The sequence below is a fragment of the Nocardia sp. NPDC101769 genome, assembly GCF_044766925.1.
GTDB lineage: Bacteria > Actinomycetota > Actinomycetes > Mycobacteriales > Mycobacteriaceae > Nocardia.
On the sequence record NZ_JBIWMX010000046.1, the window covers coordinates 22,701 to 44,143 of the forward strand.

The window sequence follows — 21,443 nt, forward strand, 5'->3', positions numbered from 1 at the left end:
AGCGCCGCGCTCCTCGTCACGTGTCGGTGTACCTGGACTACGACACCGCCGACCTCAGGCTGTTGTTCACGCGGCAGTGCCGTCGGGAACGCTCCTGACGGCACTGCACAATGTCGCGGCCTTCCGAGCGGCCGCAACATGGCAGGTCAGCAAAGCGGGAATGGTAGGTGTTTGCTGACCCATCACCAATGGTAATTCCGGACGCACTCCGCGCGGTGGGCCAAGTTCAAGCAGAGCGGCGGGCTGTCGGTGCAGCACTGGCGGCCGACGTCCCAGAGCGTCTGACGAACCCGAACACCTCCTTGGTCGCGACCACGTACCTGAACGCGCTTCGAGCAACGGCGTGCCCGTGGCCCAGCCGGTGACGGTGTCGGCGCGCTCGGGCCGGATCCACAGGAAACGTCGAACAAGCCTGGTCCAGGCACAGAACGAAGAGGGGAGACAGCCATTTAGCTCGGGAACTCATCGACTGTTGATCGGCCGATACGGGTATGCCCGCGGGTATTTCTACCGCTGTGCGCGTGCCTCCACTCGTTGAGGATCGGCCGGTGTCAGTTGTAGGTCGTGCTGCTGAAGGATCGATGTTGCGCCATGCAGAAAACCGGGGTCGTGCACCCATCCAATGCTGTTCGAGCTGTGCCCAGCGCTCGGCCGGTGTTGGTGTCCGGGCTGGATGTGAGTCGTGTTCCGCTGAGCCGGACCTGCAGGTAGCAGCGTCAGCGCTGACCGTGCAGCGGTTGTACCGGGCCAGTCTCGGCACCAGAATTGCCGATCCGCTGTTGCGTGGCACGGTCGGGCTCGGGTTGGCGACGTGGGCGCGTGTTGCCGACCACGGTCGGTTCGAGCACCTGCTGCGGCTCGGCGGCTTGCTCGATCTTCCGGTCGTGGCGCTCGCTGCTCCGAAGGGCACCAAGCGCCGGATGGTGCGATTCGAGAAGTTCCGGGCGGAATGGTTGTGGCAGGACGATCGTGATCCGCAGCATCGGCGGGACTCGGCGTTGCTGTATTTCCATGGTGGCGGGTTCATCTGTGGCGGGTTGAACACTCACCGGCGGATGGTCGCCAAGATCGCGCAGGCCAGCGGGATGCCCGCGTTCAGTGTCGATTATCGGCAGTTGCCCAAGGCGCATCTGACCGAAACGCTCGACGATGCGGTCGAATCGTATCGGTATCTGCTGGAGCAGGGCTTCCGGGCCGAGCGCATCATCGTGTCCGGGGACTCGGCCGGCGGCGGGCTCGCTTTCCGGCTCGCGCTGGCGACTCGTGAGCGCGGGCTGCCGATGCCCGGCGGCATCTCCGCGATCGCACCGTGGGCCGATCTGGACTCGACCGTGCGCGACGCCCACCCGAATCGGCATCACGATTCGTATATTCCGGCCCAGGCTCTGGAGGTCATCGCACGCCGGGGCTTTGCCGCTAACGGCGAACTCGACCCTGCATGGTCTCCGGTCAACAGTGATTTCACCGGCCTGCCACCGGTCCTGATCCAGGTCGGCTCCACCGAATGCCTGCTACCCGACTCGCAGATGCTGGCCCGCCGTTGCGCCGAAGCTCGGGTACCGACGCTGCTGCAGATCTGGGACCGTGCCTCCCATGTCCACCATATGGGCGCGGATCTGCTTTCCGATGCCCGCGCGGCGATCGATCACCTCGGCCAGTTCCACCAGCGGCTGATGACCGGCGCGATGTCATCGACCCCACTTCCCGACGCTGGCTGAATATCGCGGATGACGTGGAGCGATACCCCTCGCCATCGACCTCACGAAGGCAACCGGCACGTCGCTCGGCATCGTCGGGGTCCGGTGGTTTTCGCCGAAAATCGGGGAAGAAATGCTGTAATCCCTTGGCTCGCAGCATATTAGAAGTACTTCCGGAATGCGAGGTTGGTGGTAACAATTGCGCCACCTGGTACATGAAGACTGGTCGGAAGCATGGTTCATCAGCCGGGTCGACGCCCCACTGCGCGGCGTGCTTGCGAGATCCGCCCCCTCGGGGCCGACGCCGCGCCGCATTCGAAGAGATCCTCACCGCCCACCTCGCCCGGATCGGGGCCGCAATTCCCTGACGCGGAGGCGCGTCGGAGCCGTCCGCTCAAATCTGCGAAATCCGCCGCTTGAAACGCCGTCGACCGACACGCCGTTCGGGCGATGCACATTCTGACGCTCAGAATCCGCACCGAAAATCACTGATACGCCTAATCGGTTGTGCAGCAAGGCTATTGGATGAAGGAACGCGGTGCTCGACTGGCCAGTTGAGCGAAATCCGGCGCTGAGCGGAGACAGTGAGAGAGAACCGACTGTTCTTCCTCGCCTGAAGCATGAACATGGTTGCGGTGCTGGTGGTTTCATGCGCGGCTGTGCGTGATGAGGGTGTGGGCGAGTACGGCCGTTTCCCTGCGGCACCCTGAAAAACGTGGCGGCACCGAGCGGCATGTGGGGTCGCAGGTATCTTCGCTTCGGTCTAGATATATTGATATATAGTCAGGTAGCTTGAAGCGTGGCCACGCGGGCCATGCCGGATCGGAAGGACCTCATGTCGACATCAGTATCTGCCGAAGCCACAACCCAATTCGTGGACGTTGGCGGTGAGGGCATCGCCTATCGATCGCTCGGCGCCGCGAGCGCGGCGCCGCTGGTGCTGACCCAGCGTTTCCGGGGAACGATGGATCACTGGGATCCCGAACTGCTCGATGACCTCGCGTCCGAGCGTCAGGTGATCGTGTTCGACAGCCCGGGGATCGGCGCGTCCGGTGGTACGGCGCGCGACTCGATTCCCGCGATGGCGGACGCGGCCGCCGGGTTCATGGCCGCGCTCGGGATCGCTCGATACGACGTGTTGGGCTGGTCGATGGGCGGCGGTGTGGCGCAATGGTTGGCGCTGAAATACCCCGAATCGGTGCGCAGACTCGTGCTGGCCGGGTGCGGTCCGGGCGCGGTGCCGGACGCACCCAAGGCTCCGGCGAAGGTGTGGCAGGTGGCGGGCAAGGACGTCAATGACGACGAGGATTTTCTCTACCTCTTCTACCCCGAAACCGGCGAAGCGCGCGCGGCGGGCCTCGCGTCGCTGCGCCGGCTGGATCGGCGTCTGCTCGCGTCGAGGTCAGTGGTCAGGGTCGACGCGGTGAAGGCGCAGCAGGCCGCGATCGCCGCGTATGCCTCCGGGGTCGACTCGGCGCTGCCGCACCTCTCCGAGATCACCGCGCCTACCTTGGCCGCCAACGGAATTCACGATGTCATGGTCTCCTCCTACGAGGCATACGTTCTCGCGCAACGGATCCCGAACGCCTACCTGGCGCTCTATCCGCACAGTGGGCACGCGTTCCACTTCCAGCACGCTCACCTGTTCGGCCGCCACGTCCGGGAATTCCTGCGGTGACAACGATGGTGAATCGGAATTCTGTCGGCTCCCTCTCGTATCTCGACGCCGGTCCCTCCGACGGGCCGTTGATCGTCTTCGTTCATGGTTGGCCCGCGAGCGCACGGACGTGGCAGGCGCAACTCGACTACTTCGCCGCCCGGGGGTTCAGAGTGGTGGCTCCGGATATGCGCGGGTATGGGGATTCGGCGATTCCGGTCGATCCGACCGCCTACGCGCAGCGTCATCTCGTCGGCGACATGGTGGCCCTGCTCGCTCATCTGGGGCGTGATCGGGCGATCTGGGTCGGTCACGACTGGGGGAGCGCGACGGTGTGGAGTCTGGCGGCGCACCATCCGGGCGTCTGCTCCGGCGTGGTCAGCCTGTCGGTGCCGTATCGCACTCTCGAGCGCGGGATCGACAACATGCTGCGCTACGTCAACCGCGACATCTATCCCGAAAACCGTTACCCGGATGCCCAATTCGACTACATGCGGTACTACGAGAAGCATTCCGACCACGTGACGGCGCTGTTCGACGCCGACCCCGGGCGCACGCTGAAGGTGTTCTATCGCAGCGGAAACCCTGACGATGCCGGTAAACCCGGTGTCACCTCGACGGTGACCCGTGGCGGCGGCTGGTTCGGCGGCGCCGGAGCCGTCCCGGACCTCCCGCTCGACGAACGGGTGCTCGATGCGGAGCTATTCGACGAAATGCACGCTTCGTTCGTCCGCAACGGCTTCTCCGGCGCTTCGGCCTACTACCTCAATCACGCCGACAATCTCGCCTACAGCGATGCCTCGCCCGCCGACGGCAACCTCGAGGTAGCGGCCTTGTTCATCGGAGCGCGCTACGACACGGTCGCCGACACCGCGCAATCGGCCCTGGCGCACCCGATGCGCGAGCACTGCCGCAACCTCACCGAGGTCATGCTCGACGCCGGGCACTGGGTCGGGCTCGAGCGCCCACGGGAGGTCAATGCTGCTATCGAACAATGGATTTCGACCTCGACGTGAGCGGGCCGCGGACGTGAGACGCGGTGCAGTGCGGGAACTTTCATCCGGCGTTCTGCTGTCGGTCGGTGATGCGGAGGGGTGCGCCGACGCTGTGTAGGTGCTTCAGGGCCTCGCGGTAGGAGGAGATCAGTCCCGTCTCGTGGTAGGGCACGCTGATTTCGGAACAGTAGTCACGGACGATCACCTGGGCGTGACGCAGGTTCGGACTCGGCATGCTCGGGAACAAGTGATGTTCGATCTGGTAGTTGAGTCCACCGAGGGCAACGTCGGTCAACACGCCGCCCCGCACGTTGCGGGAGGTCAGCACCTGTCGACGTAGGAAGTCGGGACGGTCATCTCCGGTCAGAGTCGGCATGCCCTTGTGGTTCGGGGCGAAGATGCAGCCCATGTACAGGCCGAACAGCGCTTGGTGGACAGCGAGGAACGCGATGGCTTTGTCAGGGGACAACACCGCGAACAATGCTGCCAGATAGGCGATGAAGTGGCCGAACAGCAGCGCGCCCTCCAACCCGCGGTGTTTGACCGATCGATTCTTCAGCGCACGGACACCGGCCACGTGCAGGTTCAGGCCCTCCAGCAGCAGCAGCGGGAAGAACAGGAAGGCTTGCGCTCTCGCGATGAGGCGAGGCAGGCCGCGACTGGCCCGCGCCTGCCGCTGGGACCAGACCAGAATGTCGGGCGCGACATCGGGATCGAGTTCTTCGTGGTTCGGGTTGGCGTGATGCCGGGTGTGCTTGTCCTGCCACCAGCCGTACCCCAGGCCGATACCGGCGTTGCCGACGATCCGGCCCACGACCTCCGTCGGCCGCCGTAGCCGGAAGACCTGGCGGTGCGCGACATCATGCATGACGAGGGCGACCTGAGCGGACGTCACGGCCATGAACGCCGCGACCATGAGCGTCCACCACGAGTCGCCGAGCAGGACGAACGCCACCCAACCCGCCGCGAACGCGATCCCGACGAGGCCGAGCCGGACCGTGTAGTAGAGGGGACGCCGGTTCATCAGTCCCGCGTCGGTAACCCGGCGCAACAGGGACGCGTAATCCCCATCGGTGCCGCGACGCGATGATCGTCGAACCGACTCGGGGACCGAGGCTGATGTTGTCATGAATCTTCCTGAGAGCTGAGTCGGAGATGCCAACTTCGAACTGCTCGGCATGCCGAGGGCGGGAGTGACGATTCGAAGCTATCGACCGGATTCTCGTTCGAGGTAATACCTTGGTATGACACGGAATCGGACTGCGGTGTGATGGCGGGCCGCGTACCCGACTGCCCCGTCGACGACGGTATGGCCGAAGACGAGTTCCGGGGATTGAGCACGGTCCAGTGACTTTTCTCGAAGGGGGCGCAGGTCTATCACGAAAGCCGTTTCCTCGCAATGGGTTTGGTGTGCACGCCCTGCTTGGAGTGACTTTCCCCGCCATATGCACCTCACGGGCCGAGCGAAGGTGAAGGCCGAGCCGTGCACGCGCCGGCCAGTCGCTGCCGGTTCGCCATCAGACCGGCCATGAGGCGGGCCTCCTTCGACTGTGAAAACGCTGGCCAAGTGTCGTAACCACCAGCAGTAGCGACGTTCACCCTCGACTCTTCCACCCAGATCACGGCCATCGCCCCCGCCCTCCCGGCCGGGACGGTGCAGGTCACCGTCACCGACTCGGGTGGAGTCAGCAACGGCGTGTCCAGGCGGTACCGCCGAATCGCACGGTGGTGGGCGTGAAGGTGAACCCGGTTCCGGTGATTACGACGCTGTTGCCCCCGTTAGTCGGGCCCGCTGTCGGAGACAGGGATGTGATGGTAGGCATGATGATCGCCGCCTTACTGCTGTGGTGATGATTCCTACCGCTGCACCGGGCGGTTGCCCGACACCTGTGGTGTGGCCCGCTATCTCCAGTAATGCCCCGGATCGGTTACCGGGCAACGCGTCTGGCGGTCCGTTTTCGTTCGCTTTCGTCCGGTTCCGGATTCCTGCCCAGGTGTCGCAGACGCAGCCCGGCCCACAACCCTTGCGCTCCTGCGGTTTTCCGATCAGCGACCTCGAACGCCACCGAATCGCTGAGCAGTTGCGGCGTCCTCTGGAACCCGAACCGTCAACAAACGCAAAACCATCCATGATCACTTGCGTATGTGTCCCAACGGTACAGATTCCGCTACCGCTGTTTCTTTACAAGATCACGCGTCGAGGGCCTTCTACCGTTCCCGGCGGCGGTCGGGTCCGAGCACGGGACGGTGTTCCAGGGCGTAGATCCGGCGCGCGCGAGTAGGGAGGGCGGTAAGGATCGTGTCATGTACCGCAATTGTCCAGGTTCGAGCACCACGATCTCGCGTTCGGGCAGCCAGCCTGTCCTTCCGGCGGTAGGGATCCGGAAAACGAACAAAACGGACCAGCAAAGGGGTTGCCGGGTCACCGGTTCGGGTCGTTAATGAAAGAAGCGGGCCGCCAGAGCAATCCAGGATCATCACCCGGACAGAGCAAACGAGCAGAAGGCTGTCATGCCTATTTCACCCGGTCTTCAAGTTGGGGCACCGTTCGCCCGCCGCAGCGGTGATGTTCGGGTGGTGGGCCGGGGTCCGCGATGTAGCGAACTCACACAAGCAGAAAGGACGGCCCAGATGCCATCCAAGAATGCCCGGGTGAAAGGCGGTCGAGTTCGATGACTTTGTATGGGGTGGATATCTCGAACTGGCAGGCTGGTATCAGCATCCCGGGGGTCGCGGCTGCGGGTTTCTCGTGGGTCGAGGCCAAGGTGTCCGAGGGTGATTACCTGCAAGATCCGGCGTGGCCCGGATTCCTGGCCTCCGCGCAGAGGATCGGGTTGCCGATCATCGGCTATCACTACGCCATGGCCGACTGCGGCCCGGTGGCGCAGGTGCGGGCGTGGCTGGCCAACAATGGTGGTGCGGTCGTGATGATCGATTTCGAGGGTGGTGGGGGTGATATCGGCGATTTCTGGGCATTGGTGCGGGCTTTCGATGATGCGGGGGTGAAGGTTGTGCTTTCGTATCTGCCGCAATGGTATTGGGAGCAGATCGGGTCTCCTGATCTGTCGCAGGTGCCCGGGCTTGTCGCGTCGATGTATCCGGGTGGCGGCGGTGATGCCCGCGACCTGTATGCCGCTGCTGGTGGCGATTGCGGCCAGGGGTGGACACCCTACGGGGATGCGCAACCGCTGATCTGGCAGTTCAGCGATCAAGCCTCTGTCGCCGGGATGAGCGTGGACGCCAACGCATTCCGCGGCGACATCGACGACCTCACCGCATTGATCGGAGACGACATGACACCACAGCAAGCCCAGCAATTGCAAGACATCTGGGACCAGTTACGCGGTCCGGACGGTCAGGGCTGGCCGCAGCTGGGCCGCGACAGCGAAGGCCAGAACCTCACGCCCGTCGATGCGCTTGCCGGGCTCATCGAGACTGTCAACGGTTTGGTTGCCGATGTGCGAGCACTGAAGGGAGCCACCAGCAATGAGCCTGGGTAGATATCAGCAGGCGATGGTGACCGTCCTGGGTGAGGTGATCACCTTCGGTACGGCAGCGACGACGCTGTTGCTGACGGTGCAGCAGCAGTGGCATCCGGCGGCGGCCGTGGTCGCGGTCATGCTGGGCGTGCTGGGGATCGCCAAGACTCTGTACGTGGCACTGACCGGTCACCCTGCGCCGAGCCTGTCCATCGGTACCGTTACTACCGGCGAGACGGCCGCCGCGCAGATCCGTGGCGATGCTCCGCGTCACGTGCTCGATCTCGTGCTACCGCACACCATGCCCGAGCCCAAGGCATGAGCCGCCGCCGGCGTACGTTGGTGAAGTCGATCACACGGTTGTCCTCGGCAGACCGCAGGCCACCACAGGCCGGCCGGGGACAACACGCGCCCTCCCGGGCTTAAACGGTGATACCGAATGCGCCGGTGGGGACGCTGGCGACCAAGGCGGGGCTGCCGCCGGTGGTCGGTGCCGACACCACCCGCAGGTTGCCGCTGTCGGTGATGAACAGGGTGTTGCCGGCAACGGTGACATCGACAGGGCCGCTCAGGCCGGTCGTCACCAGTGGGGTTATCGGGCCGCCGGTTGTCGGCACCGACACCACCCTGTTGGCACCGAATTCGGCGATGAACAGGGTGTTACCGACGCGGGCCAGACCCATGGGCTGATTCAGGCCGGTCACCACGGCGGTCGCCGTGCCGCCGGTGGCCGGCATCGAATACACCGTGCCGGGGTTGCCGCCATCGGTGGCAAAGACAACCGCGGGGACATAGGTGTAGGGCAGCGGGTTGCTCGTGTCGTCCAGATTCGCGCTGACGGTGACGTTCACCGTGCCCGTCCCCGGCGGGGCGATGGCCGTGATCTGGGTGTCGGAGTCGATGGTGAATGTGGTTGCCGTGCCGCCGAACGTCACGGTCAACGGACCGACACCGCTGAACCCGGAGCCGGTGATCACCACAGAATTGCCACCAGCCGCAGCGCCGGAATCGGGTGTGAGCGAGGTAAGGACAGGGGCCATGGGTCCGCCTCCAGACGGTAACAACGGTTGAAGGGTTGCACTGCAAGCGATGTCGATCTTGATGCGACGCGCTTTCTCCAGTAACCCTCCAGCGCAGGCACTTCGGCAACGGATCCACAGTTCGTTTTGGTTCGGTTTCGTCCGGTGTCGACCGATCCCGTGTGCGGACCGCTGTCTACATCACCATCGTCGAGCCACCGCACTCACGACCGGGCGATGCGCCACCGGTGTGGATACCTGTATACGACTTGACCATTGAGCCGCGTAGCGGCGTGCCACGGGCGTGCGGCCCCGCCCTCGATGTGGAGCAGCACCAGCACGGTATCGCTGAGGGCGGCGATCCGCCACGGGCACAAGCCGACTCGCCGCAGCGCCTCGACTCGTGGTTTCTCGGCAACCCGCCGTGCATTCAGGGCCGATCGCCTGGCGTGTGATGACTTCCACGTCAACGCCGTAGGTACTCGAGCGGGACTTTCACTCGACGCTGCCACCCCATTCCGTTTCACTGCAAAGGGTTTGGCGTCCCTTTCATTCCGATGCCCAGAGCCCAGCTCAGGTTCCGCCGAGCACCCGACATCTCAGCGACTGGGATGGTGCTCGAGATCCAGGTGGATCGCAAAAATGCTGGGGCGCAAGAGGTTACAGGCAGAGAAGACGCAGTGTCCATGTCTTCGACACCCGGCGAGAATCCGAAAACGAACGAAGACGGACCGGCAGTGGCATTCTCAGCGACCGGTCTGAGGGGCGTTACTGGAGTGAGCGGGCCACCACAAGTGTCGGGCAACCGCCCGGTGCTGCAGAAGAAACCGATCACCACAGCAACAAGGAGGCAGTCATGCCTACTATCACGTCCCTCTCGCCGAGCTCGGGGCCCGCTACGGGGAATAACCCTGTCACGATCACCGGCTCGGGGTTCAGTAATGTCGGCCCGTTGACCGTACGGTTCGGTACCACGGCAACCACGTTCACCATCGACTCCAACACCCAGATCACGGCCGTCGCCCCGCCGGGGACGGGCACGGTGAACGTCACCGTGGCCGCCCTGCTGGACGGCACCAGCAACCCGCTGCCCTACACCTATGCCCCGGTTCCGACCCTGACCAGCATCGCTCCCAACGCAGGTCCGGTGACCGGTGGGACGACGGTCGTGCTGACCGGGACGAATCTGACCGGTGCGACGGCGGTGAGTTTCGGTGGGACACCGGCGACCTCGTTCGTCGTGAACTCCGCCACCCAGATCACCGCCGTCGCTCCGGCCCATTCCGCTGGGACTGTGCTGGTCACTGTCACCACCCCAGTGGCAACCAGCAACTTTGTTCTCTACACCTTTGCTGCGGTGCCCACCCTCACGGCGGTGGTGCCGAACGTGGGACCGGTGACCGGCGGGACCACGGTCGTGCTCACCGGAACAGCCTTGACCGGTGCGACGGCGGTGAGTTTCGGTGGGACACCGGCGACCTCGTTCTTCGTGAACTCCGCCACGCAGATCACCGCCGTCGTCCCCGCAGGAGCGGCCGGGACGGTGCAGGTCACCGTCACCACGGCAGGTGGGACCAGTAACGGGGTCTCCTTCACCTATGTCGCGGTGCCCACCCTCACGACATTGGTGCCCAATGTCGGTCCGGTGACCGGTGGCACGACGGTCGTGCTGACCGGGACGAATCTGACCGGTGCGACGGCGGTGAGTTTCGGTGGGACACCGGCGACCTCGTTCGTCGTCAACTCCGCCACCCAGATCACCGCCGTCGCCCCCGCAGGAGCGGCCGGGACCGTGCTGGTCACCGTCACCACCGCCGCCGGAACCAGTAACGGGGTTTCCTTCACCTACGTCGCGGTGCCCACCCTCACGACAGTGGTGCCCAACACAGGTCCGGTGACTGGCGGCACGACGGTCGTGCTCACCGGAACAGGTCTGACGGGCGCGACGTCGGTGAGTTTCGGTGGGACACCGGCTACTTCGTTCACCGTCAACTCCGCCACCCAGATCACCGCCGTCGCACCCGCAGGAGCGGCCGGGACGGTGCAAATCACCGTCACCACGGCAGGCGGGACCAGTAACGGGGTCTCCTTCACCTACGTCGCGGTGCCCACCCTCACGGCAGTGGTGCCCAACGTCGGTCTGGTGGCCGGCGGGACCACCGTCGTGCTGACCGGCACGGCCCTCACTGGTGCCACGGCGGTGAGTTTCGGTGGGACACCGGCGACCTCGTTCGTCGTGAACTCCGCCACCCAGATCACCGCCGTCGCTCCGGCCGGGACTGCGGGGACGGTGCTGGTCACCGTCACCACCGCCGGCGGGACCAGTAACGGGGTCTCCTTCACTTACGTCGCAGTGCCCACCCTCACGGCAGTGGTGCCGAACGTGGGACCGGTGACCGGCGGGACAACGGTCGTGCTCACCGGAACAGGTCTGACCGGTGCGACCGCGGTGAGTTTCGGTGGGACACCGGCGACCTCGTTCGTCGTGAACTCCGCCACCCAGATCACCGCCGTCGCACCTGCAGGAGCGGCCGGGACGGTGCAAATCACCGTCACCACCGCCGGCGGGACCAGTAACGGGGTCTCCTTCACCTTCGTCGCGGTGCCCACCCTGATTACGGTGGTGCCCAATGTCGGTCCGGTGACGGGTGGCACGACGGTCGTGCTGACCGGGACGAATCTGACGGGCACGACGGCGGTGAGTTTCGGTGGGACACCGGCGGTCTCGTTCGTCGTGAACTCCGCCACCCAGATCACCGCCATCGCTCCGGCCGGGACGGCGGGGACGGTGGTGGTCACCGTCACCACCGCGGGCGGAACCAGTAACGGTGTCGCGTTCACCTACGTCGCAGTGCCGACCCTGACCGCCATCGCCCCCAGCGCAGGTCCGGTGACCGGCGGGACGACCGTCGTGCTCACCGGGACAGCCTTGACCGGTGCGACGGCGGTGAGTTTTGGTGGGACACCGGCGACCTCGTTCGTCGTCAACTCCGCCACCCAGATCACCGCGGTCACCCCGGTAGGAGCGGCGGGGCCCGTGCTGGTCACCGTCACCACCGCCGGCGGCACCAGCAACGGGGTCGCATTCATCTACGCCGCGGTGCCCATCCTGACCGCGGTGGTGCCGAACGTCGGGCCGGTGGCCGGCGGAACCATCGTCGTGCTCACCGGGACAGGGCTCAGCGGCGCGACCGGGGTGAGTTTCGGTGGGACACCGGCGGTCTCGTTCGTCGTCGACTCCGCCACCCAGATCACCGCCATCGCTCCGGCCGGGACGGCGGGAACGGTGCTGGTCACCGTCACCACCGCCGGCGGCACCAGCAACGGGGTCGCGTTCACCTACGTGGCGGCGCCCGCCCTGACCGCCATCGCCCCCAGCACCGGGCCGGTGGCCGGCGGGACGACCGTCGTGCTGACCGGAACGGGTCTGACGGGCGCGACTGCGGTGAGTTTCGGTGGTACAGCGGCGACCTCGTTCGTCGTGAACTCCGCCACCCAGATCACCGCGGTCACCCCGGCCGGGACGGCGGGGACGGTGCTGGTCACCGTCACCACCGCGGGCGGAACCGTCGACGGCGTCTCCTTCACCTATGCGGCGGTGCCCATCCTGACCGCGGTGGTGCCGAACGTCGGGCTGGTGGCCGGCGGGACGACCGTCGTGCTCACCGGGACGGGCTTGTCCGGCGCGACCGGGGTGAGTTTCGGTGGTACACCGGCGACCTCGTTCGTCGTCGACTCCGCCACCCAGATCACCGCGGTCGCTCCGGCCGGGACGGCGGGGACGGTGGTGGTCACCGTCACCACCGCGGGCGGAACCAGCAACGGTGTCGCGTTCACCTACGTCGCGGTGCCCACCCTCACGGCATTGGTGCCCAACACAGGTCCGGTGGCCGGCGGGACGACCGTCGTGCTGACCGGAACGGGTCTGACGGGCGCGACTGCGGTGAATTTCGGTGGTACAGCGGCGACCTCGTTCGTCGTGAACTCCGCCACCCAGATCACCGCGGTCACCCCGGCAGGGACCGCCGGCACGGTGCTGGTCACCGTCACCACCGCCGGCGGAACCGTCAACGGCGTCTCCTTCACCTATGCGGCGGTGCCCACCCTCACGACGGTGGTGCCGAACGTAGGGTCGGTGGCCGGCGGCACGACCATCGTGCTCACCGGGACAGGGCTCAGCGGAGCGACCGGAGTCAGTTTCGGTGGCACACCGGCAACCTCGTTCGTCGTGAACTCCGCCACCCAGATCACCGCCGTCACCCCGGTCGGGACCGCCGGGACCGTACTGGCCACCGTCACCACCGCGGGCGGAACCAGTAACGGTGTCTCCTACACCTACGTCTGACAATTGGAGTGACTGGGCCGTCGGTGGGCAAATGCCTGCCGACGGCCCAGCCGCGTCCCGGTCGACGGTGTGCACGCCAGCCGGTGAAGGTGACACACCGGTGTGTCCGGCAGTTCCACAACGGACGCGCCGGCGGGCGGAACAATCAGTACGACAAAGCCACCGACCATGAGAGGACTCCGCTATGGGATCTGATTCGTCGAAGTCCGGCTCCCCCATCGAATTCATCTTGGCGCCGTACGACGGCACGTTCAGCAGAACACTGGATGGCAATAAGCCGCTGGTCATGGAGGGCGACCACGTCAGCACTGGAACGGTCGTGTGCGTCATCGAACCAGACCCAATCGAAATGGGAGATGTGCTGATCGAAGTTGAAAGCGACACGGACGGAACGATCGTGGACTTCCTTGTCCAGAACATGGGCAAGGTCAGCAGCGGTCAGCCACTGATCAGGATTCGCAAATCCTGATCGGTCCCGCCGACCGCCGCAGCGATGACGCGCCAAATCACGCCAGTCCACCATCCGGCCTCCCTTACTCGGGTCCCCGGCGAGGACTCGCCCATGGTCACCCTGCGCTGGGCGTGATGGGCGCTTCACCGAATTCGGACGCGCCCTCATCCTAGGGTTCGAGTAGGCGATCGAGAACTGCGCGCTGTGCGGTGCGCCAACGGCTCGCTCCGGTAAGGCTCGGTAACGGCCACGAATCCCGCGTGTTGTGGACGCCGCTCGGTCCGCCCGCCGTTCCTCCTCTACGACGGTTTGTCGGGACTGTCCCGGTGGCGAAATACCGGCGGACGGAGCCGATTCCTTTGCGATGTGCCCTGGGTCTGTACATCCGTGCCCGTGCATTGCAGAGAGGACCAACACATGAGCGTGCGACTCGACAGTGTCGTTCGCGAGCTGATCGACGGCCCGCACTCGGCGGTACTTGCCACCACCAACGCCGACGGCAGACCACAATCATCGGTCATCTTCGTCAAATACGACGGCGACGCGATCGTCTTCAGCACGATCAAGGGTCGGCTGAAAACCCGCAATATGGCGCGCGATCCGCGGGTCAGCCTGTTGGTGCTCAGCACGGCCAACGGCCGGTACGCCGAGATTCGCGGCCGCGTCGAGATCAGCGACGACCCGAAAAAGACGCTGCTGACCGAGATGTACAACGAGTACATGGACAGCGCAACGCCGCCCGCGGAGCCAGAGGCCGAGCGTCTGATCGTGCGGATCACACCCGAGAAGCTCTATCACTGGCCCCCGTTGCCCAACGCCTGAGCGGCACGATCGTCTCCGGCGTCGGGTTGGCCTCGGCCCGTGCCGATCTCGGACACGTACTTGTAGATCGTGGACCGAGAGACCCTGAGCAGCCGGGCGATCGAGAACACCGAGTCGTCGGGGCGGGTGAGCATCGCGCGGGCCTGGCGGATCTGCTCGGCGGTCATGGCCGGCGGGCTGCCCAGGCGTTGCCTGCGGGCGCGGGCGGCGGCCAGGCCTTCGTGGGTGCCGTCGACGATCAGTTCGCGGATGAACTCGGCCAGCGCGGCGAAGACGTGGAAGATCAGGCGCCCGCCGGGGGTGGTGGTGTCGAGCGCTGCGTGCAGGGACCGGAATCCGATGCCGCGCTTGCGGAGTCCGGCGACGATCGTGATCAGGTCACTGCAGGGAGCGGCCGAGCCGATCGAGCGCGGGCACGACCAGGGTGTCGCCGGGCCGCAGGTAGTCCGGGCACTTCGAGAGTTCCTCGCGTTCGACGTTCTTGCCAGGCTTCTTGTCGGAGAACACCTTCTGGCAACCCGCCTCGCGCAGAGCGAGCAGCTGGCGGTCGAGCAGCTGGCCGGTGGTCGAGACCCGCGCGTAGCCGACGAGCGCGCCGCCTCCGCCGATCGGGTCGAGGGCATCACCGTCGAGAACGAGCGCCGGCGCCGCGGCGAAGGTGTCGGTCATGGCCGTGACCGTACGAGAAAGGTCCGACAGGACTTGTTGGACACCAAGGGTTTTCGACACGTTCTTCCGACACGTGCTCGATCGAGTCGACCGGGGTCTTCACCCCAGGGGGGTGACGTGTCGTAAATCGATGGGTTCCCAACACCACGGCACCCGATCGTGAATCGGCGGGATTGTGGTTCGGATGCCGTGTCGAAAAGGGTGTTGCGAAGGCGGGGAGTCGGGCTATGCGGGGAGCCGGCCTGCTGCTCGAGGTTGATGAAGGCCGAGCAACTGGTGGTGAACCGTTCCTGCCGCTACTGGGCGAAGCACGTGCTGCCGAGGTTGACCCCGGCGCCGCCGACCTGCACGGTGGTGGTCGCACGTGCCTGGTCACCGACGGTGAACAGGGCCGTGATGACGTGGGTTCCGGTCGTGGACGGTGTCCAGGCCAGCGAGGCGGTGTTGCCGGAGACCTGGAGGTTCTGGTTGCCGCGAATCGGGTAGTTGTTGTCGATGAAGGTGATCTGGTAGGCGTCCTCGTCCACGGTGGCCGAGACCTGGTACGTGCAGCCTGTGCCGTAGCCGCCGCCCAGACCGGGGGCGACGGTGACCGCGGTGATGGTGTGCGCGGCGGCCTGCGGTGCGGCGACGACCAATCCGGCTGTGACGGAGGCGAAGACAGCAATCGGGGCGAGGCGGTGCGCGGCATTCGACATAAGTGACTCCTTCAGTTGATGCGGACTTCGGTGCGATAGAACGGCTTTCATATAACCCGGACAGCCGCTGACGTCACGGTCATGGACACTGTCCGACGACGCTGACAACACGCTGGCAGCACCCGCCAGTGGGGCCTCAGCGAGCGACAGAATCGGCCTGTCACCGGCGGAGGCCATAGACGACGCCGCGGCTTTTTCGAACGTCTTTCCATGCCGATTCCAGTGCGTCGAGCCGCACCGGCTGCTTCGAGCAGCGCGCGGCCGACCACCGGAACCGCCGAGCTGGGAGAACCCACTTACGGGCCGGAGGTGGGTGTCCTGTCGATGCCCAGCGTGGCAATCAGATCTTCGTGCAGTTCGAACCAAACTCGGTGGGCGGAATCGTGTGTGGTGCCGGTGACCATCTCGGGATTGTCGGCGGCCAGGGAGAGAGCCGCGGCGAACCGTGTGTCGTAACCGGAGAACCGGGCGAGTCGTTCGGTGAGCTGAATCGTCAACGGAACCAATTCCTCTGCGAGGTTTTGCAGTTCGGCCAGGATCTGCGAGTCGCGCTGCGCGTCCCCGTGGTCGTTGTCGTGCATGCTGCCGTCGGGAAGGATGGTCAGCTGCCAGGCGGTGCATGCCTGCACCAACCGGGTGTTGAGCGGGAGAAACATGCGATAGACGTCTTCCACCAACGCTTTTGCCCCGCACTCGGCAAGCTCGTCGGCGAGTAGCCGCTCGTTCTCCCCACGCCCGCTCGCTGTGAGCGACCACCCCGCGTCCGCCCCGAAACGGAAGCGGCCGATCCAGCCACACTCCCGGAAGTTCCGCACGTGCGATTCGGCGAGGCCGAGAGGCATTCGGTATCTGTCGGCCGCCGCCTGCGTATCCACGAACCCGCCGAGGCGGATTGCGTGCAACGCGAGCAATGAACTGCATGAAACGTGCGTCATCGCGGACTTGCCTTTCGTGTCGAGCTGCCATGCCTGGTGAAGCGACATCAACGTTGGGTTGAGCGAACGGCATGAACGTGTCCATTGGTTCCATCGACCGAGATAATCCGATGATTCGCCAGGGCCTCCATCGCCCCCTCGGCAGCCACCACGGCTGGAATCCCGCACTCGCGGGCGACGATTGCCGCATGGGACAGAATTCCCCCGGTTTCGGTCACCACCGCGGCGGCAAGGCCGAATAGCACTGTCCACGACGGATCGGTCGTGTGGCAGACGATGACATCGCCAGGCCGAACCGCGTCGAAGTCGTCAACACTGTGCACCAGCCGGACCGGACCGGCGACAACACCTCGGCTGGCCGGGGCGCCGGTGGCAATCGGCGCTTCTGGCGTCATGGTTCCTCCCGTGCGCCGCGCGAAAACCATCACGATTCGGCTCCTCGCAGCCGCGTGGTAGCCACATGGCGCTTGGCGACGCGCGTCGAGAATTGTTTCTGCGCGGCCTGTCTGGAGACACCGAGGCGGGTACCGATTTCCGCCCAGGACATGCCTGCGTGCCGGGCCCGGTCGACGAAACAGTCGAGCAGCTGATCGGCCACCCGCAACCAGTGCGCAGCGAGAATCACCCCTGCCACCAATTGATTCATGCAGCTATCGGGGTGGGCGCGCTCGATCGCGGCTATCACATCGCCCAGTGGCACCTGTCGAACCATGGGTCAACTAGTAGTTGACGATTGACTTGAGGTCAACTACTAGTTGACGACATGGCGATAGTTCGTGGATGGCTTTCGCTGACAGCACATCGATCCAGGAGTCGCAATGGAAGCTTTCGAGAGCGCTGCGCACCAGCACCCCAAGGCATCGGGCAGGCGGGCGATGGTCGTCGGCGCCGGCATCGCCGGTTTGGCCGCCGCGTTGCGGCTGCATCAGCACGGCTGGGACGTCGTCGTGGTCGAACGCGCGCCGAGTCGTCGCAGTAGCGGCTACCTGGTGAACCTGCACGGACCCGGATATGCCGCCGCTGAGCGGCTCGGGCTGGTACCGGCGCTGACTCCGCGTGATATCGGGTTCTTCACCTCGGTCCTCGTCCACGCCGACGGCCGGGAGAAGCTCAGGATTCCAGCCGCTGTCACCGAGGCTGCCGTCGGGAACCGGGCACTGAGCTTGTTCCGCGGCGACTTGGAGTCGGCACTGTACGACGCCGTCGCCGACTTCGCCGATATCCGTTTCGGCACCACGGTGCAGGCCATCGCCCAGAGCCCCGGGGAAGTCGTGGTCACCCTCAGTGACGACACCCACCTGCACACCGAACTCCTCGTCGGCGCCGACGGCGTGCACTCCCGAGTCCGCGAGCTCGTATTCGGCGCCGAGCCCGAATATTTCGTAGACCTGGGCCACATGGTCGGCGCATTTGCGCTGGAAACAGTTCCCGAGCACATACCCGAAGGCCTCGGCACCACCTTCATCGGCCCCGGACGCACGGCCGCGGTGATGAACCTGGGACCGGAACGGTCCTCGGCGTTCTTCACCTACCGCTGCCCCGACCCCGACGCCGAACTGGCTCTCGGCGCCGCACCCGCCCTCACCCGAGCGTTCGGGGATCTCGGAGGCGGTGTCGCCGACGCCCTCCACCAACTCGAGGCCGACCCCGCCACCGCCTACTTCGACTCGGTCGGCCAAATCGTGATGGATCGCTGGAGTCACGACCGAGTCGTCCTGCTCGGCGACGCAGCATGGTGCGTAACGGTATTCGCCGGTTACGGTGCCGCCCTCGCCCTCGACGGCGCCGACCGGCTCGGCACCGCGCTAGCGGCACACGGCGACGACATTCCCACCGCTCTCGACACCTGGGAGACGTCGTTGCGCCCGGAAGTACACAAACGACAGACACTGGCCCGGAAAGGAATCAGCCGATTCGCCCCGCCGTCACGCACACATGTGTGGGCCGGCGAACTGATGCTCCGCGCCATCCAGCTCCCCGGCATCCGCGGCCTGGTCCGACGCTCCATCCAACGCGCCAACAACTAGTCAGGTGCCAAGTTCGGCGTTGGACCCGGCCCAGCGGTCTGGGTGAATTGTGTTCGTGCCCCTGGTTTTTGGGGCACCCCGCCCGCAAACGCTCCGATAACGCCCGCCTGACTGGACCCGATGACCAGTTTGTCCTTCCGTTCGGATGGAAGTCGGGGATGGCGTATCGATGCGAGGAGAAATATGAAGGCCAGATCAGTGCTGTTCGCCGCGTTCGCCACCGCCCTGGTGGCGGCCGCGAGCGGATGCTCCGGCGACTCGTCGACCCAGGCGGGAACCGCGAGCACGACAGTCGCCGCATCCCAGGGGACGACCGTACCGGCGCAGGGCAACCAGTCGGCTCCGCCGCCCGCCCAGGACCCGGGCAGCCAGGGCGGCAATCCGTCTGCGGGCGACGCCAATTCGCCGCAGCCCGCACCTGCCACCGGTGCCGCGATCGACACGCCGCAGCCCACGATCGTGCCGGTGACCACGAATCCGGCACCCAACGGCAGCGGCCACGGACTGTGCTTCGACCTCAATTCCGGGCTCGCCAACTCGGCGATCAAGAGTCTCGCCCCGACCGCGAACGGCGGATGGGGCAATCCGTCGGCGAGCAACGACCCGATCTCGGCGGGCTGCGATGGCGTGCTGTCGTGGATGACGGTGGAATCGGGCAACATTCACCCGTACATCCATGTCCTGTTCTTCACCAACGGGACCTACCTGGGTACCGCGACGTCCAACCCCTACGGCTACACCGAGGTCATCGGCAAGACCGCGAATACCGTCTCGGTGCAGTACAAGTGGGCGAAATCCAGTGACGCCCTGTGCTGCCCGAGCGGCGGCCCCAGCGTGGTGACCTTCACCCTCTCGGGTGGCAAGGTGGTGGCGAAGGGGCAGTTCCCGCCGAGCAATTGAGTATCGGGGAGTTGGCCTGGTCCTCGAACGCCAGCGTGAGGGCATCGCCGCGCCCAAGGCCCGCGGCGCCTACATCGGCCGCAAACCTACCCTGACCGCCGCCCAGGCTGGGCGGCTGCGCGACGACACCATCACCGGCTGAGCCGAGCGCACAGATGCCCCGAGATCGTCTTCGGAGACGCACTGCCAGGCGGGGCACCTTCTCGGCGAATTATCTGCGGTAGCCGAAAACCATCCGGCGTACCGTGACTTTTCGTTCAGGTGGACCTAACCGGCCGGGTGCTGGTCTTATGCCCTAGTTGGATCGTAAGCAACTGGCCGCCAGCATGTTTCGAATCTGGATTCACCATGATCGCATCGGAAACGGCGTAGCCTTCACGTCCGGTCTTGTCTCAGAATCGAGTAGTGAATCCGGTTGTACAGCAAGTGCTTACACTTGTCGCGGTGGTTTTGGGTGCGGCGGCGACCTTTACCGTGACGACGTTGACGGAGCGTGCCAAGTGGCGGCGGAGTCAGGATGCGCGGTGGGATGACAAGCGGCTGGCGGCCTACAGCGAGTACGCGAATACGTTGAAGCAATATGTGCAGGTGTCCTACCGGCTAGCTGCGGCCCGAGGTTATCCCGCAGTGGCGCAACCCATGGACATCGAAGCTGGGCTTCGTGCACTGGCGGAGGCGGAGGCAGAGAAGACCGTCAAATGGGAGGCTGTCCTGCTTCTCGGCTCGCCGCAGGCTGTTGCTGCGGCTCGGGCATGGAACCGCGCGGCGTGGGAGCTCGGGTGGGTTGCCAGAGGGCATGTCATGGAGCACTCGGAGTATGTCCGCTTGTACTCGGAGATGGGGCGTAAGCGGAATGAGTTCTATGAATGTGCGCGTGCGGATCTCGGTGTGCTCAGCGGCGAACTTCCCCCCGGAGACCGCCCCTGGTTCGCGCCGGGAAGCAGCATCCCAGGGGCCTGACACCAACGTTGGCGCTACATAGCGCGCTTAATGTCTGTCTGCTGCCAGCTGATTTCGAAGTGGAGGAATCGGGGCGCTCATCTCGCGGGGTGGCTGTGCGGCTATCAGGACAACGACGCTGCGTCGCATGGGATCTCCCAAAGCTGTGTTCCCGGTCCCGGGTCCCGGGTGAGCTGGACGCCACGAACAATCACAGCCGAAAATCTTCCTGTCGCAAATTCCGACGACCAGCCCAAACATGCACTGCAACAGGGTATTCAGGGTGCGCTACGGGTGTAGATCCTGCGGCCGGACTTGAACCAAGAACCTGCCGATAGGAACTCGAGGTGCGCCGCGGGGATCGGGGAAGGCTGCGAAAAAGTGTGCGCCTCACCGTCGCGCGAAAGGCGGGCCGTCGCTGTCGGCGGATATCGCTATGGGGGTGATCAACAGTCGACGGGTTCGTGATCCGTGCGGCTTCCCGGCCTCCGCTGATTGTGGCCTGGACCTGGGCCATTGTTTACGTTCTCGGCACCGAATCCTCCACTGGAGTGGCATCGCCCTGGCTGATCGGATTGCGACTTGGTCGAGGGTTCCTTCAGTGTGGGTGAAAGTAGGGGAGGTGTGGATTGCCCCGGGCCGCAGTGCATGACCGGCGGGAGTTCCGGGCCCTGGTGGGAGTTGGGGAGCCAGCTGGCTTCGAGACCGACATGATGGGGTCAAGTCCCGGGGAGTGGTGTAGCTGGGGTGGTCACCGCGTGATCCGAAATATCGGTCAGGCGGTGAGTTCTGCTGGTGCGGTCTCCTCCT

Annotated in this window: 20 protein-coding genes and 3 pseudogenes; 12 read left to right on the plus strand and 11 right to left on the minus strand. The window is 65.3% G+C overall.

The features are described from left to right. The first annotated feature begins 728 nt into the window (after positions 1 to 728). The 3 genes from ACIRRA_RS41180 (at position 729) to ACIRRA_RS41190 (ending at position 4,370) form a co-directional block, all read left to right on the plus strand. Positions 729 to 1,718, plus strand: coding sequence for an alpha/beta hydrolase (locus ACIRRA_RS41180; RefSeq protein ID WP_402780056.1), 990 nt, complete (start codon positions 729 to 731; stop codon positions 1,716 to 1,718). Between the two features lie 853 nt (positions 1,719 to 2,571). After that, the gene (locus ACIRRA_RS41185) at positions 2,572 to 3,375 is read left to right on the plus strand and encodes an alpha/beta fold hydrolase (RefSeq protein WP_402780058.1); all 804 of its coding nucleotides are present in this window, start codon (positions 2,572 to 2,574) and stop codon (positions 3,373 to 3,375) included. A gap of 5 nt (positions 3,376 to 3,380) precedes the next feature. Next, the gene (locus tag ACIRRA_RS41190) at positions 3,381 to 4,370 is read left to right on the plus strand and encodes an alpha/beta fold hydrolase (RefSeq protein WP_402780060.1); all 990 of its coding nucleotides are present in this window, start codon (positions 3,381 to 3,383) and stop codon (positions 4,368 to 4,370) included. A 40-nt stretch (positions 4,371 to 4,410) separates the two neighbouring features. On the opposite strand, the gene ACIRRA_RS41195 is transcribed toward ACIRRA_RS41190, so the two are convergent. Beyond that, the gene (locus tag ACIRRA_RS41195; protein WP_402780062.1) at positions 4,411 to 5,478 is read right to left on the minus strand and encodes a fatty acid desaturase family protein; all 1,068 of its coding nucleotides are present in this window, start codon (positions 5,476 to 5,478) and stop codon (positions 4,411 to 4,413) included. A 471-nt stretch (positions 5,479 to 5,949) separates the two neighbouring features. Between ACIRRA_RS41195 and ACIRRA_RS41200 the strand changes: the two are divergent. After that, a pseudogene (locus ACIRRA_RS41200) lies at positions 5,950 to 6,087 on the plus strand (hypothetical protein); the annotation flags it as partial. Here ACIRRA_RS41200 and ACIRRA_RS41205 read toward each other — a convergent pair. Further along, on the minus strand, positions 6,035 to 6,172 hold the full coding sequence (locus ACIRRA_RS41205) for an IPT/TIG domain-containing protein (RefSeq protein ID WP_402780064.1): 138 nt from the start codon (positions 6,170 to 6,172) through the stop codon (positions 6,035 to 6,037). The pseudogene ACIRRA_RS41200 and the gene ACIRRA_RS41205 overlap by 53 nt on opposite strands. A gap of 864 nt (positions 6,173 to 7,036) precedes the next feature. On the opposite strand from ACIRRA_RS41205, the gene ACIRRA_RS41210 reads away from it, so the two are divergent. Further along, positions 7,037 to 7,849 (plus strand): GH25 family lysozyme, encoded by an 813-nt coding sequence (locus ACIRRA_RS41210; protein ID WP_402780066.1) that lies wholly within the window; start codon positions 7,037 to 7,039, stop codon positions 7,847 to 7,849. Further along, positions 7,836 to 8,150, plus strand: coding sequence for a hypothetical protein (locus ACIRRA_RS41215; RefSeq protein WP_402780068.1), 315 nt, complete (start codon positions 7,836 to 7,838; stop codon positions 8,148 to 8,150). Before ACIRRA_RS41210 ends, ACIRRA_RS41215 begins: the two co-directional genes overlap by 14 nt. A 100-nt stretch (positions 8,151 to 8,250) precedes the next feature. On the opposite strand, the gene ACIRRA_RS41220 is transcribed toward ACIRRA_RS41215, so the two are convergent. Beyond that, positions 8,251 to 8,868: an IPT/TIG domain-containing protein gene (locus ACIRRA_RS41220; protein ID WP_402780070.1), complete on the minus strand. Its 618-nt coding sequence runs from the start codon at positions 8,866 to 8,868 to the stop codon at positions 8,251 to 8,253. A gap of 296 nt (positions 8,869 to 9,164) precedes the next feature. Next, a pseudogene (locus ACIRRA_RS41225) lies at positions 9,165 to 9,257 on the minus strand (IS5/IS1182 family transposase); the annotation flags it as partial. A gap of 446 nt (positions 9,258 to 9,703) precedes the next feature. On the opposite strand from ACIRRA_RS41225, the gene ACIRRA_RS41230 reads away from it, so the two are divergent. The 3 genes from ACIRRA_RS41230 (at position 9,704) to ACIRRA_RS41240 (ending at position 14,465) form a co-directional block, all read left to right on the plus strand. Continuing rightward, positions 9,704 to 13,192: a beta strand repeat-containing protein gene (locus ACIRRA_RS41230; RefSeq protein WP_402780072.1), complete on the plus strand. Its 3,489-nt coding sequence runs from the start codon at positions 9,704 to 9,706 to the stop codon at positions 13,190 to 13,192. Between the two features lie 184 nt (positions 13,193 to 13,376). Beyond that, entirely contained in the window at positions 13,377 to 13,661 is a 285-nt protein-coding gene (locus ACIRRA_RS41235) for an acetyl-CoA carboxylase biotin carboxyl carrier protein (RefSeq protein WP_402780074.1), read from the plus strand. Between the two features lie 399 nt (positions 13,662 to 14,060). After that, positions 14,061 to 14,465, plus strand: a complete 405-nt coding sequence (locus tag ACIRRA_RS41240; RefSeq protein ID WP_402780076.1) for a PPOX class F420-dependent oxidoreductase — start codon at positions 14,061 to 14,063, stop codon at positions 14,463 to 14,465. On the opposite strand, the gene ACIRRA_RS41245 is transcribed toward ACIRRA_RS41240, so the two are convergent. From ACIRRA_RS41245 to ACIRRA_RS41275, 7 genes and pseudogenes are all read right to left on the minus strand, one after another. Next, positions 14,438 to 14,632 carry a helix-turn-helix domain-containing protein gene (locus tag ACIRRA_RS41245; protein WP_402780093.1) on the minus strand — a complete coding sequence of 65 codons (195 nt, stop codon included), beginning with the start codon at positions 14,630 to 14,632 and terminating at the stop codon, positions 14,438 to 14,440. The genes ACIRRA_RS41240 and ACIRRA_RS41245 overlap by 28 nt on opposite strands. Positions 14,633 to 14,719: 87 nt before the next feature. Then, a pseudogene (locus tag ACIRRA_RS41250) lies at positions 14,720 to 14,953 on the minus strand (recombinase family protein); the annotation flags it as partial. Further along, complete coding sequence (locus ACIRRA_RS41255; RefSeq protein ID WP_402780078.1) at positions 14,844 to 15,134, minus strand: recombinase family protein; 291 nt, start codon at positions 15,132 to 15,134, stop codon at positions 14,844 to 14,846. The gene ACIRRA_RS41255 and the pseudogene ACIRRA_RS41250, both read right to left, overlap by 110 nt. A 296-nt stretch (positions 15,135 to 15,430) precedes the next feature. Then, positions 15,431 to 15,832, minus strand: a complete 402-nt coding sequence (locus ACIRRA_RS41260; protein WP_402780080.1) for a hypothetical protein — start codon at positions 15,830 to 15,832, stop codon at positions 15,431 to 15,433. Positions 15,833 to 16,128: 296 nt separating this feature from the next. Continuing rightward, a complete protein-coding gene (locus ACIRRA_RS41265) occupies positions 16,129 to 16,674 on the minus strand; it encodes a hypothetical protein (protein WP_402780082.1) in 546 nt (181 codons plus the stop codon). A 140-nt stretch (positions 16,675 to 16,814) separates the two neighbouring features. Continuing rightward, positions 16,815 to 17,192, minus strand: coding sequence for a PEP-utilizing enzyme (locus ACIRRA_RS41270; protein WP_402780095.1), 378 nt, complete (start codon positions 17,190 to 17,192; stop codon positions 16,815 to 16,817). Then, the gene (locus tag ACIRRA_RS41275) at positions 17,192 to 17,467 is read right to left on the minus strand and encodes a hypothetical protein (protein ID WP_402780084.1); all 276 of its coding nucleotides are present in this window, start codon (positions 17,465 to 17,467) and stop codon (positions 17,192 to 17,194) included. Before ACIRRA_RS41275 ends, ACIRRA_RS41270 begins: the two co-directional genes overlap by 1 nt. Positions 17,468 to 17,585: 118 nt before the next feature. On the opposite strand from ACIRRA_RS41275, the gene ACIRRA_RS41280 reads away from it, so the two are divergent. The 3 genes from ACIRRA_RS41280 (at position 17,586) to ACIRRA_RS41290 (ending at position 20,654) form a co-directional block, all read left to right on the plus strand. Further along, entirely contained in the window at positions 17,586 to 18,794 is a 1,209-nt protein-coding gene (locus ACIRRA_RS41280) for an FAD-dependent oxidoreductase (RefSeq protein WP_402780086.1), read from the plus strand. A gap of 183 nt (positions 18,795 to 18,977) precedes the next feature. Next, a complete protein-coding gene (locus ACIRRA_RS41285; RefSeq protein WP_402780089.1) occupies positions 18,978 to 19,694 on the plus strand; it encodes an LppP/LprE family lipoprotein in 717 nt (238 codons plus the stop codon). Between the two features lie 405 nt (positions 19,695 to 20,099). Then, on the plus strand, positions 20,100 to 20,654 hold the full coding sequence (locus ACIRRA_RS41290; protein WP_402780091.1) for a hypothetical protein: 555 nt from the start codon (positions 20,100 to 20,102) through the stop codon (positions 20,652 to 20,654). Positions 20,655 to 21,443: the final 789 nt, after the last annotated feature.